The organism is Ktedonobacterales bacterium (genome assembly GCA_036557285.1).
Lineage (GTDB): Bacteria > Chloroflexota > Ktedonobacteria > Ktedonobacterales > DATBGS01 > DATBHW01.
On sequence record DATBHW010000002.1, the window covers coordinates 12,127 to 26,685 of the forward strand.

Consider the following 14,559-nt stretch of genomic DNA (forward strand, 5'->3'; position numbering starts at 1 on the left):
CGAACAACCCTGCCCGTTGATAATCGCCTAGAGCTTCTCTGAAGTCGCCTTCGCCTGCGTAAACAACAGCAGATAATCGCGGCCCCCAGCCTTAGAATCCGTCCCCGACATATTGAAACCACCGAATGGATGCACCCCCACCAGCGCCCCTGTACACTTGCGATTGAAGTACAGATTGCCCACATGGAACTCCCGCTTTGCCCGCTCAACGCGCTCCCGGTCACGCGAATACAACGAACCCGTCAGCCCATACTCCGTCCCATTAGCAATCTTCAGCGCCTCATCAAAATCGCGCGCCTTCATCACCGCCAGCACTGGTCCAAAAATCTCCTCCTGTGCAATGCGCGCCGTTGGCGCAACATCCACAATAATGGTCGGCTCAATAAAATACCCCTCACCCTTCGCCCCACCACCCAGCGCCAATCTGCCTTCCTGTTTCCCAATTTCTATATAACTCTGGATTTTCTGGAAAGCTGTCTGATCAATCACTGCCCCCATATATATCTTCGGGTCTGTCGGATCGCCAATGGTCAGCGCCCGCGCCCTTTCCACCACCTTCCGCACCACCTCATCATACACCTGCTCCACAATAATCGCCCGTGACCCAGCCGAACACTTCTGCCCCTGAAACCCAAACGCCGATGTCACAATCCCCGTCGCCGCCGCATCCAGATCAGCCGTCTCATCCACCACCACCGCATCCTTCCCGCCCATCTCCAGAACCGTTCGCTTAATCCAGATTTGCCCCGGCTGATGTTTCGCCGCCAGTTCATTGATCTGCAGCCCCACATCCCGCGACCCTGTAAACGAAATGAAGCGCACCTTCGGATGCTGTATGAGCGCATCCCCAATCTCGCCGCCGGAGCCAGGCAAATAATTCACCACCCCCGCTGGCAAGCCAACTTCCAGCAAAATATTCACAAACTGTGCCGCGATCACCGGGGCCGTACTCGCAGGCTTCAGAATCACCGTATTGCCCGCCACTACCGCCGAAGAAGTCAGCCCAGCCATGATCGCGCACGGAAAGTTCCAGGGGGGAATAGCTACACCCACGCCCAGCGGAACATAGACAAGATCGCTTGCCTCCTCTGGGATGCGCGTCAGCGGCTGCTGGTCCGCCAGCCGCAGCATCTCGCGTCCATAAAACTCCAGAAAGTCAATCGCCTCCGCCGTATCAGCATCAGCCTCCACCCAGTTTTTTGATGTTTCGTAAATCATCCAGGCGTTCAACTCAAAACGCCGCTGACGCATCACCTCCGCCGCCTTGAACAGATAGCCCGCCCGCTCCGAGGCTGGCGTAAACTTCCACGTCTCGAAAGCCCGCGCCGCCACCTCTACCGCCTGATTCGCCTGCTCCACCGTCGCCTTCGCCAGCACACCCACCACCTGCTTAGGCCGCGCCGGATTCACCGACGTAAACCGCTCAGCAGTCTCCACCCGCTCACCGCCAATAATCAGCGGATACGTCCGGCCAAGCTCCCCCTCTACCTTCTTCAAGGCCGCTTTTTGCGCCTGTTGATTCGCCTCAATCGAAAAATCAGTCAACGTACAATTCTGAAATGCTGGGACCGCGCTTGTTGCGCCGCGCTGCGCAGTACTGGTCATCGTCACAAACTCCTTTGCGGAAAGAACAGCAGCCAATCGTCCTTTACAGTATCCTATCTCGTCATTGTACCTTAAAAAGAAGAAGGACTGGAATGCCTGGCTGACGCCATCAATTCAGCGTCCTCCCGCTCACCAGAGCCATTATATCCACTTCTGACAACATCTCAACCGTTGCACAAGGCACACGCGACCTTGTGTACATCATGTTTAATTTAGAGTAGAAACGCCATCCTATTCCCGGCATTTCTTTACATCGTCAATCACGAGTTTTTGTCGTACTGAACCATATCGTAATGAGAATATTTATGATATAATTGGAAAGACTAATAACCCCTGTCCCTTTTCACATATCCGGCCAGTCGAGATCACCCGTCCCTCACATGATCGAACAGGCGCTAATATTCAGATTGTCAACACACTTCCACGGCGCGCAACAAACGCTCTATCCTTGTTGTCCATTGACGTAGCAGAGGGCATCGCTGGCCGCCTCAAGCAACCGGCTGCCAGCAATGATGGGATGATCCCATCATAACCAGAAGGAGACGGTTTTCTGCATGCCAAACTATGAGGAGTTGTCCCCGGACATGGGGCCTGTAGGCGCAAACATCTTTCGCATCCGTCGCAAATTGCGCATCACACAGAAGCAGCTTGCCGCCCCCGAATTCTCCATCTCCTACATCAGTGCCATCGAACGTGGCCGCATCCGCCCCTCCCTCAAAGCCCTCGAAATCCTTGCCCGCCGCCTCGGCCTCACCTCCCCCGAACTCCTTGCCGAACCTCCCCATGACTTCGACCTGGAAACCAGGCAGACCCCGCAAGACACAGCGGCTCCGCCTCCTTCACTCACCACCCTCCTCAGCCGCAGCCGCTCCACCTATCTCAGCCCACCCGCGCTCATCTGGGCCAGTATCAGCCTCGACCAACACAACCCCCACAGCGCCAGCGAAATCCTCAACCTGCTCTCTCCTACTACCATCAGCACCGAACAGCGCCTGCTGCGCCTCTACCTGCTGGGCCGTGTCGCTCTCGCTTTGGGCCGCCCTGCCGACGCCGAGGCCACCCTGGAGCCAATCTTCCAGCAAGACGAATACAGCAGCCACACCGAAATCATCGAACGCTGCCGCTTCCTGCTCGCCTGTGCCTACGATGCCCAGGAAAAATTCGTCCTCGCCTTCGACACCTTCACCACCTGCGTTCAGGCCATCGAAAACGGAGCCATCAGCGATCCCCTCTTCCTCATCGAAGTCTTTTCCGCCTTTGCCGAATATCACCACCGACGAGAGCGCCCCAATGATGCCATTGCTTGCTACCAACAGGCTCTGCTTCACCTCGATCCCATTCTTGAGCCAGCGCGGCTGGCCGAAATCTCAGCCCATCTCAGCCAGAAACACCTGGAAAGCCTCCACTCAACCATGTCCGATTGGTACGCCGCCCGCAGCCGTGTCCTCATTGAACTCGCCGAGGCTCGCCAGCGATTCACCCAGGCCGCCTCCAACCTTGGCCTGACCTTTCAGGAACTGGGCGACCCCACAGCCGCCGAACAACAGCTACGCCAAACCATCCACCTTTGCGAACGCCTTGGCACACCGCGCCAGGGCATCCTCGCGCGCGTCGCCCTGGCCGACCTCCTGCTGGAGCGCCAAGAGCCACAGGAAGCCGAAAACCTCGCCCTCGCCGCCCACGTCCTCGCTCGCCCCAACGACCAGGACGACATCCAGGATGAAACCCTCTATGGCCGTATCCTCGTCACCCTTGCAGACACCAACAGAGCGATGAACCGCCTCGACGAAGCCGAACGCTGTTTTCAGCAGGCCATCGCCCTCCTCAAAAAACAAAACGCCAGCGAACAGCTCTCCCACGCCTACTATCGCTATAGCGAACTCCTTCATCAAAAGGGCCTGGACGCCGAAAGCTACGAAATGGTCAAGCAAGCCTATCTCCTCGGCCAACGCAAGCGCGACGACGAAACTGGCACATAGCCCTCTCTCAGCCAATAGCGGTTCCACCAAATATGAGGTATTGGCAAGCGAAGCGTATTACTTGGAGCGCCGCCCCCCTACGGGGAGCGGCCCTTGCGGGAACTGGGCCTGCGGCCTAGGCTGCTTGCCTCGGCTGGGCCTCGGCACTCTCGCTCCCGTTGGTCGCTCGCGCGTCCCCCCAGGCGGCCCACCGACGTGCAATCGCAGCCCCAGGCACATTTAACCGCCCGCCCGCTTGACAACACAGCAGCAGGCGATTACACTACTATTACCAACTCTGGCTGTCTCGCAAGGCCGCCTCGCTCGGCCTCATCCGAATACATAAATAGAAGAAGACCTATGGACCAGGATGTCATTGGCTGGTCAACAGCCGACATTGCGCTCTTGATACAATCGCTGGCTCGCCCAGCCATTGAGCAATTTGTCCACGACCATCCTTACCTTCAGCAGCGCGCGCTCGCAGGCTTCAGCAAGCGGCTTCCCCCAAACTACCCGCAGCGCCTCGCAACCCACCTCGCTCAACGCGCTGCCCACTACCAGCAAAGCCTGCAAGAACTCATCAAACACTGGCGGCAAGAAAAACAAACTCTCTGCAAAGCCATCGAACAGATCGAACCGCCCATCACCCTGGAAGCGCTTGCCCCCCTTCTGGAACAATACGGCGGCAGAGACACCCTTTCCGCCTTGCATACCGACCCCCGTTTCGAAAGCTTCGGCGAAACGCTCTCAGCCCTCAGACTCGGCATCGAGCGCGGCGACATTCCCCTCGAACCCACCGCGCCACCGCCTGCCCCACCCGCGCGCGAATCCGGCGAACCACCGCTGTGCGGCGCGGCAGCCACTCAGGCGCAAGCGACCGCCACAGACTCAGCCACGCGCCGCGCAGGGACCAGCGCAGCAGTAGCCACGCTCCCCCGCCCTTCTGGCGGCCTCCCCCATCCACCGGCGGCCCCACCCGCGCCCAAAACAACCAGCGAACTCTTCACCGCCCTGGAAACTGAACTCCAATCGCTCCAGACCATCCAGCAGACCATCGAAACCTGCGCCGCCCAGCTCACCGGACGCCAGACCTCAGACGACCCGCACGCCCTCTCGCGCATTCTCGAAAAGCTCAACGCCGCGCATCAAAAGCGCATTGAAGGCTTTGCTCGCTTAGCCACGCTTGACAGCGCCTTACTCAACGCCTTGCGCGCCGAAACCCAGCAGGCCGAAGCCATCGGCCAGGTTGAGGGCCTTTCCGCCAACCTCCCAGCCGACAAACCACCCACCGCCATCAGCGAAGCCGCCGCCCGCCTTCAGACATTCCAACAGACCAGCGAACGCCTCACCTCAGCCCTCACTCTCAATGAGCAGCGTCTTGCTGCCCTCAAAGCAGCGCCTGCCGCCATCGAGATATTCCTGCGCGAAATTGACGCCCTGGAAGGCGAAAGTGGCCCGCTCAGAGCCAGGCTTGCAAGCCTCAAAACCAGTGTCCCTGAACATGCCAGAGCCAAACACATCGAGCGCCTTCTCCAAATAGCCGACAAGGCGCGCGAGCAAGCATCTGCCCTACGCAGCGGCCTCCTACAAGATTGGCACACACATCTCTTACGCGCCTGCCAGGACTCCGAAAGCCTGCTCAACCAATCGCTCCATCTCTCTACAGACCTCCCTGAGATCACCAACCTGCAACAATCGCTTCAGCACGCTCGCGCCATCCTTGCCACACCACTCATCCCTGATGCCCCCGTCCCTCTGCCCTTCCCCCCATCTCAGATACTGACATGCCGCCAGAACCTCATCAAGCATAGTGAACACCTCCGCCAGGCGCTCGCCACCTATAACCCACAGATCGCCCTTGCTTTCCTCCAGGACTTCGAGCAAAGCGCCGTCCAGCACTTCGGGCCAGAGGCCGAACCAGCGGAACTCACACCTCAATACCTTCAGAAAGTCGGAGCCGCCCTGGTCGGCGCGGCCTCCTTGCTCACCGGCTACTCCGGCTTAATCTGGCGCGTCGGCGCAACCCTTCTCGCCGCCCTCGACAACACCGCCGCCGAACAATTTTACGAACGCTTCGGCTTCGCCGCCGTCGCCACCGCCATTGCCGTCTCCCTGCGCAGCGGCGACTTTCCACTCGGCCTCGCCTTTGCCGAAAAAGAATACCTCTTCTACACCGACGCCGACATAGAAACCGTCTTCAAGCACGAGCGCGTGCTGGACATCCTCAGCTACAACTGCGCCACACACGCCTTTCCCGCGCTTCCGGCTGATTGCTTCGCATCCGCCACGCCTGCGGTGCGCCAGGCCGCGCTCGAACTGCTCTCCAGAGCCGCCCAGATCAACTTCCCAGAGCCGCTGCGCCTGCAACTCAGCGCCGCTTTGCTCGCCGCCAGCGACTCCACCGAAGAGCGCGCCCAGGCTGGCCGCCTTCTTCTCCACAGCCTCATTGACCAGCGCCAGCATCTCAACGCCTACTGCGTCTGGCGCGCCCTGGCCCTCGAACAACCAAACCTCTATTCCGACTCAACCGGCCTCAAAGCCCTGTTCACCCTCATCTGGCATTTCACCCTCGATACTCACACCGCCAGTGGGCCGCTCGCCGCCCTCTGCGCCGACAGCAGCCTTCAAGAAGCCAGTTCCTATGTCCCTGGCGTCGCCCTCGCGCTTTCCCTTGGCGCGCTCTCCCTGGCCCGCGCCCGGCATCCGCGCGGTGAAGAATGGAGCGGCTTCTTCCTCGACATGCTCCACGACAATCATCACTATCTCGCCATCAGCGACGCCCTGCGCGCCCGCCTTCCCAAACCATCCGGCGAACCAGCCCGTGACACCAAAACGCTTAACAAACAGCGGAGAATCCAGGCCGAGTTCAACGCCGCCCTGGCCGAAGCCAACCGGCGCATCCAGGTCTCCAAATATCGCTTTGCCCCCACCAAACAAATGCGCAATCAGATTGATGTCCAGCTTCGTTCCATCCTGGCCGCCCTCCAGCAAGGTCTGGAACCAACCGGCGATCTCGGCGTTAACCTCCACGCAGCCAACCCGCTCGACCTCGCCAGAACACTGATTCAGGAATCTGAAAAAACCCGCCGACAGGAAGGACGCGACCCCATCGTGGGCGACGACCTCAAAAAACTGCGCAAAGACCTCGAAAACCTGCTAAAACATCTCATCGAAGCAGCCAGCAAACGCGCCCAACTCGCCGCCCTCGGCATTGACCCTTCAGCCCTGCTCGCCCAGTCAGCCAACAGCACCGATCATCCCTCGTCCCACCAGCCTGACGACCACCCTATCGAAAACCACTCCTGGGAGAGCTACGAATCCATGCAATCAGAGTTACGTCGGCTGCTGGCCGAAGCGCCCCACTCCCGCGACCTGCTGCAACAGGCGCTGCCAGACATTTCGCTGGATGTAAATTGATTGGAGGCTCTGCGATGACCGAACGAACCACCCCTGCCCATCTGGTCCCGCGTGCCCTCCTCCTGGAGAGCGAAGACCTGCTTGCCGCGCCGCATGCCGCCCAGCAGGTCCAGGCGCACGACCTCACCTATACCGACTATCTGAAATATCTCACCGACGACCTGGCAAGTGGCCTGGACCGCGCCGCGTGGGCGCGCCGTCTCGCCAAAGAAGGCGACATCGCCCTCGCTCGCCGCCTCGCCATCTCCTGTACCAGCCCCGACCTTGACCGCTACGTCGAAAGCCAGCGCAGCGCGTGGCTCATCCAGTGCCAGGACCGCCAGGAGCGCAGCCAGCAAGCTCTTGACAAATCACCCATGCCCCTCAGCCCCGACGACGCCCAGCGCATCGCGCGCCTGCGCGAAGAGGCCAGCGCCCACATACTCGCAGAACACTACCACCTTGCCCAGCGCATCTTAAGGCAGCTTAGCGGCGAACTCAGAGAGATGCTCCAGTATGCCGCCCAGCGTCAACAAGAACGCCGCGACCAGGCCATCAAGCGCCTCAGCATCGCACGCGAACACTACTACGCGCTCGTTCGTTCCTACGACACCAGCAAAATCAGCGAACATATCAACAAGCTTCTCTACATGGCTGAACGCCTCGCCCTCCACTCCCCACTGAGCGACACCGACCTCCAATCGCTGGATCGCTGCTGCGCAGCCGTCGGGCAGCTTTGCGACGACCCCACCGTCGCCTCCAGCGCCACCGTCGCGCTCATCTCCGCGCTTGCCGCGCCACCCGTGAAGCCATCGGAAACCCTTCAGCCTCCACAAACCAACACCGCGCCTGACAGCGACCATCTGCCACAGCCGCCAGAAACCCCTGATGGCTGGACACCTGAAGCTGACGCCTACCTCATAGATCACTATCTCTCTCAGCCCGACGAAGACCTTGCCCGGCGTCTCGCTGTCCCGGTGGAAGCCATCCGCGCGCGTATTGAAACCCTGCGTCTCGTCGGTGCGCGTCAGGCCGACGTGCGCGCCCCGCGTGGCCGCGAACTGCGCCAGGTCTTCTGGGCCAACCCATACATCCCCGGCCAGCCCATCACCACCCTCAAAATGTTCTATGGCCGCGAGCGCGACCTCGAATATCTCCGCTCCAACCTCAGCCACAGCGCCGACGAAGAACAGGGCCGCGTCGTCATCCTTGAAGGCCACCGCCGCACCGGCAAAACCTCCCTGCTGCGCCATCTCGAAGGCAAAAAATCAATCCCATCCATCCTCGCCCCCCGCATCCCCATCTACCTGCCCATAGACAGCTACATCCCCTTCACCAGTGCCACACTCTTCTATAAAATGAGCTACAGCATCTACAAAACCTTGCACCATCACGACTACCCCCTTGCCCAGCCGCGCCTGGCCGACTTCCAGGCCGATTTTGCTCAGACCTGGCATAACTACCTCGAAGCCGCCCAGGAAGCCATTGGCGGCGCGGGCGCGCGAGCGACCAACGGGAGCGAGAGCGCGGGAACCCGGTTCTCGCAAGCGCCCGCCGCCAAAGGCGCTGGCCTCGTCCTCATGTTCGACGAGTTCCAGATCATCGAAGAGCGCCGCGCCGCTGGCGTCCTCGACAAAGATGTCTACTGGGTGCTGCGCGCCGACATTCAAGAAGCCCGCCACATAGACTTTATCCTCGCTGGCACCATGCGCCTCGAAGACATCGTTCGCCAGCACGAAGCCGCACTCTTTGGCATCGGACCCACCCATATCCTGCGCTCCCTCGACGACCAGAACGCCCGCCGCCTCATCCGCGAACCCGTCCGCGACCAGAACGTAAACTACGATGACGACGCCGTTGACCTCATCATCGCCCTCAGTTCCAGCTACCCCTATTACGTCCAACTGCTGTGCAGCGTCCTCTTCAACTACCTCAATGATCGCCAGAAACAGCGCGCCACCCGCGCCGACATAGAGCGCGTCTTGCCCGTCGTCCTCGAAGAAGGCAGCACCCAGTTCGCTTCCATCCTCTTTGCCAACGATGTCAGCTCCCTGGAGCGTTATGCCCTGGCAGGAGCCGCTGAACTCATCACCACGCTCGGTGGCTCCTGCCACCGCAAAGCTCTCTTTGCCCTGCTCCGCGACAAAAAACTGGTCTCCGGCGAAACCGAATTTGAGCAGGCCATTCGCCAGCTTACCCTGCGCGACCTCATGAAAGATGGCGGCGGCGGCGAACACATCGCCTTTCAGGTTGACCTCTTCCGCCAATGGATGCGCGACCAGAAACGCCTTGACCGCGTAGCGCGCGAAGAGCGCGAGCGCCAGCAGCATCGGAGAACCTAGTGCAAAACCCAGCGAAACACAACCTTTTTTCACCCAACAAACCCACTTACGACCTGGCAGCCTTCCGAGGCCGTCAGCGCGAACTGCGCCTGCTCTCCTCCTACCTGCTCGACAGCGAACAGCCTCAGAGCCTGGTCATCGTTGGCCCCGCCCACATCGGCAAAACCTCCCTGCTCTATCATCTGCTTGCCTGCCGCTACGCGCCCACATCTGCCCCGACCGACCTCTCAACAGCGCAAGCCGAACGCCTGGCGCGTACCATCGAAATCTTGCTCCCTATGAGCGACCTTGCCAACGCGCACGTTGACCGCTTCTACCAGCGCCTGCTCCCCGAAATGCGCAAACAACTCTCGGCGCTTGCCCTCCCCAAACCCGGCTCTGGAGACCTTACTGGCCCCCTGGAGCGTTTTCGTGAACTGCTCGACACTGCCAGCGGCGCTGGCTACCGCTTCCATTTCCTGCTCGATGACTTCACCGCCGTCGCCCGGAACCCTAGAGCTTTCAACGAAGAGTTCTTTACTCAGCTTCGCTCCTGCGCCCAATCCTATAACGCCGCCTGGGTGCTTGCCAGCGAGCGTCCCCTGCTTGATCTCTTGGAGAACCCCGACATCGCGCAAGCGCCCTTTTTTAGCTCGCTGCGTCACATCACGCTGGGCCTGCTGAGCGATCAGGAAGCCGAAGAACTGCTGGAAGAAACCTTTCGGCGCAGTGGCCGCGCCATCACCCCCGAAGAGCGCGCCGCCCTCGTCAACCTGGCTGGGCCGCATCCCGCCTTCCTGCAACTCATCGGCTGGCACTTCTACCAGGCCCGCTTTGCCCGCCGCATGGCCTCGCGCGCCGCCCTTTCCGACACCATTCATCGCTACACCGCCGCAGCAGGCCCCCTCTACAGCGAACTTTGGGAAAATCTCACCACCCCGCAGCGTCAAACCCTGTTGGCCGCCCTGCTGGATAAAGAGCAGCCCATCGCAGCTCAATTGGTGGGTGATGAACAAACCACCTTGCTCAAAACCCTCGCCCAGCAGCACGCTCTTCTCCGCCTGGCCGACGAGAGCCAGCATTACCTCCCCTTTGGCGAAGGCTTCGCCGCCTTCCTGCGTGACCTCCCTGCCGACGCCGCGCGCACCGACGAAGACGAATACCGCGATCTCGCCCGGCTCGCCATGCAAAACGAAGCCGCCCGCGAAAAACGCGACACCATCCAAACCGCCCTGGTCCACTTCGGCGCTGAAAAATACGAAGATGGCCTCAGCCTGCTTTTCCCCGCCCTCGAAAACGTAGCGGGCGCGCTCTTGAACCAGCGCGCCCGCCATATCCCGCAGCAATTTGGCCCCCGCCTGGAGCAGCTTCGCCACCTCGGCGTCATCTCCCAGGAAACCTTCGACCTTGGCTTCAAACTCATCCGCGAGCGCATCAAGGCCACACACGGTTACACCATCACCAACCCGCAGCAAGTCGCCCGCGACACCGTTATCCTGGGCCGTCGGCTCCTAGAAGAAAGCAAGCTCCACTAGCGCCGCTTCACCCCCACCTTTGCTCCTGCCGTCTGTCCGGCAGGCTTCACCGCAGGCTTAGAAGCTGCTGGGCGCTCCACCCGCTCAGCCTCATCTGGCCGGGCAATCAAACGATACAGCCAGGCAGCCACCACACCCCCCACAATCGGCCCCGCCGCATACACCCAGTACTGGTTCCAATGCCCATCCTTACCAAAAAGCGTCAGTACAATATCTGGCCCAAACGTCCGCGCCGGATTCACCGACGCCCCCGTAGCCGGACCCGCCACCATAATCGCCGCCGCCAGCGCAAAGCCGATCACCAGCCCGGCCCAGCCAGCGGGCGAACGCTTATCAGCCGCCGTACTCACAATCGCCAGCACCAGAATAAACGTACCCAGCGCCTCGATCCCCGCCGCCTGAAGCGGATGCGTCCATACCGCGTTAAACGTCGTCGCCCCGACGCCTGCCGCCAGCGCCGCATCGCGCCCAAAAACCACCAGCACACCCAGCGCCCCCAGCGTCGCCCCAATCGCCTGCGAAACAAAATAATAAATCGCATCCCCCCACGCCAGCTTCCCCACACTCGCCAGCGCAATGCTCACCGCCGGGTTCACATGCGCCCCCGAAATCTTCCCAATCGCATACACCGCCACCAGCAGCGCCAGACCATGCGCCAGCGCCACCAGTACCAGCCCGCCAGGGCCACCTTCCTGAAAAGCCGCTGTCAGCGAAGTCCCCGCGCCTGCGCCGATAAAAACTAATAAGAACGTTCCCACCACCTCAGCCAACGAACGCTGAATAATTGATGGTTCGCGCTGTGCCGCCATACAAAAATCCTCTTTCCTACACACTAATTTCACGTGGCCCGGCGGGAGGGAACCAGGACAAGAACCATCCTGCCTCTCGGCCTACGTTAAGCCGTACTATACAGGGAAAGAATCCCAAGCGCAAGCGTAAGCCATCCTGCCATCTTTGTCACATTTGCCAAAACCGCGAGCGTGCCATACAATCTCCCCAAACGGCACAACTATTGCGTCTCCATCTTCCAGAAACCCTGATCTCATTCCAGCCAGGGCTTATTTTGTAGCCCTGACCAGCGACCCGAAGGGGAACCCATCCGTGATTCCACTCAAAGACGATACGGGCCAACGACGACGCTTCCCATTCATCACCTACACCCTCATTGCCATCAACATCGTCGTCTTCCTGCTGGAACTGAACCAGGGACCGCAGATCCAGGCATTCATCTTCGCCTACAGCCTCGTTCCGGCGGCGCTCACCCACAACATCCCGCAAACCATCCTGTTCGCCAGCCAGCTTCCTCAGCCTTTCCCTTACAGCACACCCTCTCCCGTCTGGCTCACCCTCTTCACCTCCATGTTCATGCATGCTGGCTGGCTGCATATCGGCGGCAACATGCTCTTTCTCTATATCTTCGGCGATAACGTCGAAGACCGCATGGGCCATCTCGGCTATCTCCTCTTCTATCTCCTCTGTGGCATCGTCGCCGCCCTGGCTCAAACCTTCGTAGACCCCAACTCCACCATCCCCAGCCTCGGCGCCAGCGGAGCCATCGCCGGAGTCCTCGCCGCCTATGCCGTCTTCTTCCCAGGCGCGCGCGTCACCACCCTCATCTTCCTGGGCATCTTCGTCACCATCACCAGAATCTCAGCCCTCATCTTGATCGGCCTCTGGTTCGCCTTGCAATTCTTCGATGGCGTCGCCTCGCTCTCCAGCCAGACTCAGCAAGCGGCAGGTGGCGTCGCCTACTTCGCCCACATTGGCGGCTTTGTCGCTGGCCTCCTCATCGCTCTGCTCCTCCGGCCTTTCCAGAACCCTCCCCAACGGCGCAGCACCTACCCCCGCTGGCCGCCCCCTCCAAACACCCGCTGGTAACTCGCAAAGCACATGCCGCCTGTACCGCCACCGTCTCGGCGGCCACTTGTAGCGCCGCCTGGAAGGCGGCTAACCGCTGCGCTGCATACCAGGGAAGAGAAGCAGATGAAAACCAAACCATCAGAGACTCCCCTTTCTCGCAGTGGACTGCGCAGAAAATGGAACGACCACATCGCTGACCCCTGGCCTCGAAAGGCCGGAAGCCTCGCAGATATGGTCGCTGGGGGTCTCAATGGTACAATATCCCCCAGCCCCATATCTGGTGGAGGGGATAAAAAAATCTCTTTCTAAGGAGCGCCATGCTCTATCTCGTCGCAACACCCATCGGCAATCTTGGTGACATCACCCTGCGCGCTCTGGAAACCCTCCGCACAGTTGATCTCATCGCCAGCGAGGACACCCGAAAAACCGGCATCCTCCTCAAGCACTTCGACCTCAAAAAGCCTCAGATCGCCTTCCACGAACATAACGAACAGCAGGCCGGAGCGCGCATCATCGGCCTGCTCCAGCAGGGAAAATCCGTCGCTCTCGTCACCAACGCCGGTACCCCTGGCATCTCCGACCCTGGCTTCACCCTCGTGCGCCGCGCCATCGAAGCCAACATCCCTCTCACCATGATCCCCGGCCCCACCGCCCTCATCATGGCCGTCGTCCTTTCCGGCCTCCCCGTCCACAGCTTCACCTTTCGCGGCTTCCCTCCCCGCAAGCCTGGCCCGCGCCGCCGCTTTCTCGAACTCGACAAACACTCGCCCCACACCCTCGTCTTCTACGAAAGCCCTTACCGCCTCGCCCCCTTCCTCAAAGACGCCCTGGCCGTCTACGGCGACAGACAGGCCGCCCTCGCCAACGACCTCACCAAACTCTTCGAGGCTATCCAGCGTGCTCCCCTCTCCGCGCTGCTCGCATCCACCACCCAATCACAATCGCAGCCTAGAGGCGAATACATCATCGTCATCGCCGGAGCCGACAAAGGCGCGAACAGACCAGACGAAGAAGCAGAAGCGAGCGATGATGTATAACGCCGCGCCAGCCACTTGTAACGCCGCCTTCCAGACGGCTAGGCAGTTAGCCACCTTCCAGGCAATCTGCCAGCGGTACTCGCAAGCATCCAGCAGGACATGGTATCAGTCCTCGCGTGTTGTATAATGCGCCCGCTAAGAGACTGGCCTCCATTAAGGCTATATGAAATGCGAATGCCTACTGCGCCAGATTACTTTTTTAATACAAGGATGGTCCTACATAAGACCAAAACTGGCTGCATAGCACCTGTACCGCCGCCTCTGGCAGCCAACCGCTGGGTCAGTACAGAGGGCAGCCTCATAAGTCCAACGCCGCTCTTCAACCACATATGATAGAAGGCCAACAAGGAGATCGCCCGTGAGCGAAGACTGGACAGCCCTACAAGAACGGCTCGCCGCCGCTTATGCCAGCTTTTTAGAAGTCTGCAATCACCTCCACCCTGGATTACACGAACAAGGGACCATTGACGGCCAATGGTCCCTGCGAGATCTCGTCGCTCACCTCACTGGCTGGGACCACGAAGCCACCGAACGCTTCTGGCGCTTCCTCGCAGGCCCAACCGAAGATACCCCCTACACCAGCAGCGAAATCAACGCATTTAACGCCCGCTCCGTCGCAGCCCGTCAACATTTCTCATACCACCAAGCCATCAAAGAACTGCGCAGCGTGCATCGCGGCCTGGAAGAAGCCATCGCCGCCGTCCAACCAGAAGACCTGGCCGCCCAAAGCGGCTTTGTTGGATGGCTCGAAATACTCAGCGAGCATTATGAAGAACACGCCGACCAATTGAAAAGCCTGATCGCCTGAAAATCACGTTCGGCAGCAATTTTGCAGGATCATCCTCCC

The 14,559-nt window shown here is 60.3% G+C and carries 9 protein-coding genes; 7 read left to right on the forward strand and 2 right to left on the reverse strand.

Going from position 1 to position 14,559, the window contains the following annotated elements; genetic code table 11:
- Positions 1-27: 27 nt before the first annotated feature.
- Positions 28-1,605, reverse strand: coding sequence for an L-glutamate gamma-semialdehyde dehydrogenase (gene pruA / locus VH599_00245; protein HEY7346713.1), 1,578 nt, complete (start codon positions 1,603-1,605; stop codon positions 28-30).
- 554 nt (positions 1,606-2,159) lie between these two features.
- Here pruA and VH599_00250 point away from each other — a divergent pair.
- From VH599_00250 to VH599_00265, 4 genes are all read left to right on the forward strand, one after another.
- A complete protein-coding gene (locus tag VH599_00250) occupies positions 2,160-3,584 on the forward strand; it encodes a tetratricopeptide repeat protein (protein ID HEY7346714.1) in 1,425 nt (474 codons plus the stop codon).
- A gap of 339 nt (positions 3,585-3,923) precedes the next feature.
- The gene (locus VH599_00255) at positions 3,924-6,980 is read left to right on the forward strand and encodes a hypothetical protein (protein HEY7346715.1); all 3,057 of its coding nucleotides are present in this window, start codon (positions 3,924-3,926) and stop codon (positions 6,978-6,980) included.
- A gap of 14 nt (positions 6,981-6,994) precedes the next feature.
- Positions 6,995-9,301 carry a hypothetical protein gene (locus VH599_00260; GenBank protein ID HEY7346716.1) on the forward strand — a complete coding sequence of 769 codons (2,307 nt, stop codon included), beginning with the start codon at positions 6,995-6,997 and terminating at the stop codon, positions 9,299-9,301.
- On the forward strand, positions 9,301-10,815 hold the full coding sequence (locus VH599_00265; GenBank protein ID HEY7346717.1) for a hypothetical protein: 1,515 nt from the start codon (positions 9,301-9,303) through the stop codon (positions 10,813-10,815). The genes VH599_00260 and VH599_00265 overlap by 1 nt, the downstream gene beginning before the upstream one ends.
- Here VH599_00265 and VH599_00270 read toward each other — a convergent pair.
- Positions 10,812-11,624 (reverse strand): MIP family channel protein, encoded by an 813-nt coding sequence (locus VH599_00270; GenBank protein HEY7346718.1) that lies wholly within the window; start codon positions 11,622-11,624, stop codon positions 10,812-10,814. The genes VH599_00265 and VH599_00270 overlap by 4 nt on opposite strands.
- A gap of 292 nt (positions 11,625-11,916) precedes the next feature.
- Between VH599_00270 and VH599_00275 the strand changes: the two genes are divergently transcribed.
- From VH599_00275 to VH599_00285, 3 genes are all read left to right on the forward strand, one after another.
- Entirely contained in the window at positions 11,917-12,693 is a 777-nt protein-coding gene (locus tag VH599_00275; GenBank protein ID HEY7346719.1) for a rhomboid family intramembrane serine protease, read from the forward strand.
- A 299-nt stretch (positions 12,694-12,992) separates the two neighbouring features.
- The gene (gene rsmI / locus VH599_00280; protein HEY7346720.1) at positions 12,993-13,712 is read left to right on the forward strand and encodes a 16S rRNA (cytidine(1402)-2'-O)-methyltransferase; all 720 of its coding nucleotides are present in this window, start codon (positions 12,993-12,995) and stop codon (positions 13,710-13,712) included.
- 358 nt (positions 13,713-14,070) lie between these two features.
- Positions 14,071-14,520: a maleylpyruvate isomerase N-terminal domain-containing protein gene (locus tag VH599_00285; protein ID HEY7346721.1), complete on the forward strand. Its 450-nt coding sequence runs from the start codon at positions 14,071-14,073 to the stop codon at positions 14,518-14,520.
- The last annotated feature ends 39 nt before the right edge of the window (positions 14,521-14,559 follow it).

Coding starts and splice junctions, on each gene's coding strand:
- VH599_00255 (HEY7346715.1), top strand. CDS start 3,924: ATGGACCAGGATGTCATTGGCTGGTCAACAGCCGACATTGCGCTCTTG.
- rsmI (HEY7346720.1), top strand. CDS start 12,993: ATGCTCTATCTCGTCGCAACACCCATCGGCAATCTTGGTGACATCACC.
- VH599_00270 (HEY7346718.1), bottom strand. CDS start 11,624: ATGGCGGCACAGCGCGAACCATCAATTATTCAGCGTTCGTTGGCTGAG.
- VH599_00260 (HEY7346716.1), top strand. CDS start 6,995: ATGACCGAACGAACCACCCCTGCCCATCTGGTCCCGCGTGCCCTCCTC.
- pruA (HEY7346713.1), bottom strand. CDS start 1,605: ATGACCAGTACTGCGCAGCGCGGCGCAACAAGCGCGGTCCCAGCATTT.
- VH599_00250 (HEY7346714.1), top strand. CDS start 2,160: ATGCCAAACTATGAGGAGTTGTCCCCGGACATGGGGCCTGTAGGCGCA.